Consider the following 5,000-nt stretch of genomic DNA (forward strand, 5'->3'; position numbering starts at 1 on the left):
CATACCTCCTCAGATTATATATAGTTTACGAGCTAAAGCGATTTAGCTCGTATTTTTTTGTCGCGTGACGCGACAACTAGGCGTTGGCCACGTGATGTGGCCGGAACTTAGCGTAGTATCCATAATGTTGTTTTTAGAATTCGTGACGCGACAACTAGGCGATGGCCACGTGATGTGGCCGGAACTTAGCGTAGTATCCTTTAATTTCCTAGATTTCCGCGACAACTTTATGCTGCCAGCTTTTCTAGCGGCAAGTCGCCGAAGCCACCGAGAAGAGAGCGGTTCCCCATTGACAAGTCGCCGAAGCCGCGGAGAAGAGAGTGATTTACATCGGCAAGTCGCCAAAGCCACGGAGAAGAGAGTGGTTCCCCCGCGGCAAGTCGCCAAAGCCGCCCCGTGTTCAGCAATCCCTAGGCGACAAACGCCAAAAGTCGCCATAAGCCCCGCAATCCCCATGCGGCAAATCCCACAAGTTGCCTCACCACACCTCAAATCTCCAAAATATAAAAAAAGGATTCTATCTAATAAAATAGAAGTTAATAGATGCATATAGAAGAACGGAGTGAGCATGTGAACATACTTTTTACTTTTGAACCAAATCAAGATTTTCAACAGCACTTTCAGTCAACGTATCAGGACCTTCATTGGACATTCGCCAAATCTATAAGGGAAGCGGAGAAGCGATTAAGTGATGCAGAAGTAATCGTTACATACGGAGAAGATTTAAGAGATCAACATATTGAACAAGCAACTAATTTGAAATGGATTATGGTTGTTTCAGCAGGCTTGGAGAAAATGCCTTTCGCTTCTATACAGAAGAAAATATTCTAGTTACAAATGCGAGAGGAATTCATGCAATCCCAATGGCGGAGTATACATTAGGTGTCATGATTCATCACGCGAAGCAGATGAAACTGTTAGCACAGCAGGAAGAGGAACATCTATGGAATAGAAGAGTGCCAATGCAAGAACTCTATGGACAAACGGCAATGATTGTAGGAGCTGGTGCAATTGGAACGAGAATTGCACACATTCTCAAAGCGTTTACTATGAATGTGATTGGAGTTAACACATCGGGGACTTTACCAACTCCGTTTGACGAGGCATACTCAATGGAAGATATGGATCAAGCTCTTCCAAATGCGGATTATATTATCTCCATCCTTCCGAGTACTCCAAGCACTATTGATTTTTGGAGAAAACCCCATTTTAAACTAATGAAGTCAACTGCTGTTTTTATAACATTGGTAGAGGAGATGCTGTTGACGATAAAGTTTTATTGGATACCATGAACAATAATGAGATTGCACATGCTTATTTAGATGTTTTTAAACATGAGCCTCTTCCAAGTGAGCACGCATTTTGGAAACAGGAGAACATCACAGTGACTCCGCATATTTCAAGCATCACCAAAAATATCTTCCAAGATCTTTTGAAATCTTTGAGCAAAACCTAAAGCTTTTTATAGAAGGACAAGAAGACTTCCAGAATATAATAGACGTGAAAAGAGGGTATTAACGATGAAAATATATACAAAAACAGGTGACAAGGGGCAAACGTCTCTAATCTATGGTTCGCGCGTTGCAAAAAATGATCTTCGAGTGGAGGCGTATGGAACGTGTGATGAAGCAAACTCCGTAATTGGTGTAAGTCTTAGTTTTCTAGATGCTGTGACATTTGAAGGGAAAGAGGCATTCGTGGAGTCTTTGCAAAGAGTACAAACCGAATTGTTCCACGTTGGAGCTGAGCTTGCTACACCCCAAGATAAAAAAGTAACATGGGAACTAAAGGATCAGCACATTAGTATGTTGGAGACGGAGTTAGACAAGTGGGAAGAAGCACTACCTCCGCTTAGACAATTTATTCTACCTTCTGGACATCCAACAGGTGCTCAACTTCACGTTGCTCGTACGATTGTTAGAAGAGCAGAAAGAATAGCGGTTGGAATCGATGGAGTAAATCCATTAGTACTATCTTACCTAAACCGATTATCCGATTACTTATTTGTTGCAGCCAGGTATGTAAATCTACAACTTCAGAAACCAGAGACGCCTTTGCAGATAAAATGATAGTGCATTAGGTAGATACCTTCCTTACGTACTAAAACGTTTGACAGATTCTTCACTAGAGGAGTACACTGTTTATAAAGATTATAAAGTAAGAATAAATACCTTTAAAGGAAGAGAGGTGCATGATGGTGTCCCATGAACACTTACGTGAAGCACTAGATACTTTAAAAAGCACGGGCGTCCGGATTACACCACAGCGCCATGCAATACTTGAATACATGATTGGAGCAATGTCTCATCCAACTGCAGATGATATCTATAAAGCGTTAGAGGGAAAATTCCCTAATATGAGCGTAGCTACAGTCTACAACAACTTACGAGTTTTTAAAGAGGTTGGGCTGGTAAAAGAATTAACATATGGAGATGCTTCCAGTCGTTTTGACTTTGTTACAACAGATCATTATCATGTCATTTGCGAGGACTGCGGTAAGATGGTAGATTTTTCTTACCCTGGACTAGATGAAGTTGAACAACTAGCTGCACATGTCACTGGATTTACCATTAGTCATCATAGAATGGAAATCTACGGATCGTGTCCAGAGTGTTCTAATAAAAAGAAACATTAAAAAGGTGCTGATTGCCAGCACCTTTTTCTTATAATATCAGCTATTGTTGAATTGTTTTCTTTGAATTATATGATTCATCAAAATCTTTTCCTTCTAATGAAGGATCTAACGTTAGTGGTTCATTGCAATACATACACATATCTACACGTCCTAGTACTTTCGTTAGTTTGTTACAATTGGACAAACTACTTGTACTGCTCTTGTGGAAAGCATTCCAATCCAAAAGTATACGACAGTGCTGAAAATAATAGATAATAAACCAAGCAACATAAAGATTGTCATAACGATGGGGTATGATTTAAAGAAAATACCTCCATACATAATGATGAAGCCAATAAATACTAAGCTTAAGGCAAATGTTCTAATCTTATTAATTTTATTCGAGTACTTAGCCATTTCGTCTCCCTATAATTGCTAGTCTATCACACAGACTTGGAACATTCACCAGTTTCTAAGGGAGGAAAAAGCGAAATTACGTCGAATAATGTCTAAAAAGTAGTTAGGAGTGGGATACATGGAAGCAAAACTAAGACCGATCTACCAAGAGCGAGCTAGCCATCCAACACATTAGGAATTGTCCTTATAGAGAAAAAATATAGTAAGCCCAGTTACAGATACGTTTGATGTAATTCTTTTTGTCATATTAAAACAAGCGGAAGAAGATGTATTCATTAAACATTATTCTTTTGATGAGAAAAAAGCAGCTCTTCTTAGTGACGGAAAAACAAGTGTTAGAGTGGCTATTACTAGGAAGTAATCGAAAAATCATTGACTGGTTAATGAACGGGAAAATTGTGTTTGATAGGAATGAATATATTGAGAAGTTAAAAACTGAATTAAACGAGTTTCCTTTCCACGGTAGAAAGTTAAAAATGGGCATTGAGTTTGCTCGCTTGATTAGAAGGTATCGTGACGGGAAGTCCTTTTTTGAAAGTCATCAATATTTAGATGCTTACAATCACATTGTTCATTCTCTTCACCATTTGGCAAGATTAGCTGTCATTGACCATGGTTTTCATCCGGAAGTTACAGTCTGGAATCAAGTGAAAAAAATTGAACCAGAAATTTATAAATTATATGAAGAATTAGTTATGAGTGAAGAGACGATGGAGAAAAGATTAGAGCTGTTGTTCTTGGCTAGTGAACTACTTATACTTCAAAAAGTAGAGCAAGGGTCTGCTCATTTATTCGGTGTATTAGAAGAAAAGATTCGTGGTCTATTCAGGATTGTTAAAACATGAAGAAGTAAAGAGTTACGGAATAGATCTAACTGGTATGCTCGAATTCTTAATTGAAAAGCACCAAGTTCATATTCAATTAGAAGAAACAAAGGGGTAGGAATCTATCACCGCTACTATGCGAAAAAAAACTTTTGAAATCCGTTGACTTTTTGAATAGTATCTTGATATATTAAACGTCGCTGCTGACGGATTAGTAGCGACAAAAAAAATGAAAAAAGTTGTTGACTTCGACTTGTTAATGTGTTAAATTAATAAAGTCGCTGAAAAAGACATTGAACTTTGAAAACTAAACAAACCAAGTGCCAACGTTTAATTCAGTTGTTTCTATGAAACAACAAAACAAGTTTTTTATGAGCTAATCAAACATCTATTGGAGAGTTTGATCCTGGCTCAGGACGAACGCTGGCGGCGTGCCTAATACATGCAAGTCGAGCGGACTTGTGGGAGCTTGCTCCCGCAAGTTAGCGGCGGACGGGTGAGTAACACGTGGGTAACCTGCCTGTAAGATTGGGATAACTCCGGGAAACCGGGGCTAATACCGAATAACATCATTTGTCGCATGACAGATGATTCAAAGGTGGCTTCGGCTATCACTTACAGATGGACCCGCGGCGCATTAGCTAGTTGGTGAGGTAACGGCTCACCAAGGCGACGATGCGTAGCCGACCTGAGAGGGTGATCGGCCACACTGGGACTGAGACACGGCCCAGACTCCTACGGGAGGCAGCAGTAGGGAATCTTCCGCAATGGACGAAAGTCTGACGGAGCAACGCCGCGTGAGTGAAGAAGGTTTTCGGATCGTAAAACTCTGTTGTTAGGGAAGAACAAGTACCGTTCGAATAGGGCGGTACCTTGACGGTACCTAACCAGAAAGCCACGGCTAACTACGTGCCAGCAGCCGCGGTAATACGTAGGTGGCAAGCGTTGTCCGGAATTATTGGGCGTAAAGCGCGCGCAGGTGGTTTCTTAAGTCTGATGTGAAAGCCCACGGCTCAACCGTGGAGGGTCATTGGAAACTGGGAAACTTGAGTGCAGAAGAGGAAAGTGGAATTCCACGTGTAGCGGTGAAATGCGTAGAGATGTGGAGGAACACCAGTGGCGAAGGCGACTTTCTGGTCTGTAAC

3 protein-coding genes, 1 rRNA gene and 3 pseudogenes (1 of these 7 running past the window's edge) are annotated in these 5,000 nt (G+C 40.7%); 6 read left to right on the plus strand and 1 reads right to left on the minus strand.

Annotation, left to right across the window (positions count from 1 at the left end):
* Positions 1–570: 570 nt before the first annotated feature.
* The 4 genes and pseudogenes from G8O30_RS00005 (at position 571) to perR (ending at position 2,635) form a co-directional block, all read left to right on the plus strand.
* Positions 571–831, plus strand: coding sequence for a Rossmann-fold NAD(P)-binding domain-containing protein (locus G8O30_RS00005; RefSeq protein WP_239672981.1), 261 nt, complete (start codon positions 571–573; stop codon positions 829–831).
* Between the two features lie 77 nt (positions 832–908).
* Positions 909–1,456, plus strand: a pseudogene (locus tag G8O30_RS00010) (NAD(P)-dependent oxidoreductase).
* Between the two features lie 64 nt (positions 1,457–1,520).
* Positions 1,521–2,069, plus strand: coding sequence for a cob(I)yrinic acid a,c-diamide adenosyltransferase (locus G8O30_RS00015; protein ID WP_239672982.1), 549 nt, complete (start codon positions 1,521–1,523; stop codon positions 2,067–2,069).
* Positions 2,070–2,194: 125 nt separating this feature from the next.
* Positions 2,195–2,635 (plus strand): peroxide-responsive transcriptional repressor PerR, encoded by a 441-nt coding sequence (perR, locus tag G8O30_RS00020; protein WP_239674463.1) that lies wholly within the window; start codon positions 2,195–2,197, stop codon positions 2,633–2,635.
* A 40-nt stretch (positions 2,636–2,675) separates the two neighbouring features.
* Here the strand turns inward: perR and G8O30_RS00025 are convergent.
* Positions 2,676–3,031, minus strand: a pseudogene (locus tag G8O30_RS00025) (YgzB family protein).
* Between the two features lie 118 nt (positions 3,032–3,149).
* On the opposite strand from G8O30_RS00025, the pseudogene G8O30_RS00030 reads away from it, so the two are divergent.
* Together G8O30_RS00030 and G8O30_RS00040 are read left to right on the plus strand one after the other, a co-directional pair.
* Positions 3,150–4,011: pseudogene (locus G8O30_RS00030) on the plus strand (nucleotidyltransferase-like protein).
* 232 nt (positions 4,012–4,243) lie between these two features.
* Positions 4,244–5,000 (plus strand): 16S ribosomal RNA (locus tag G8O30_RS00040) (it continues 794 nt past the right edge of the window).

It is taken from the genome of Mangrovibacillus cuniculi (assembly GCF_015482585.1).
GTDB lineage: Bacteria > Bacillota > Bacilli > Bacillales > R1DC41 > Mangrovibacillus > Mangrovibacillus cuniculi.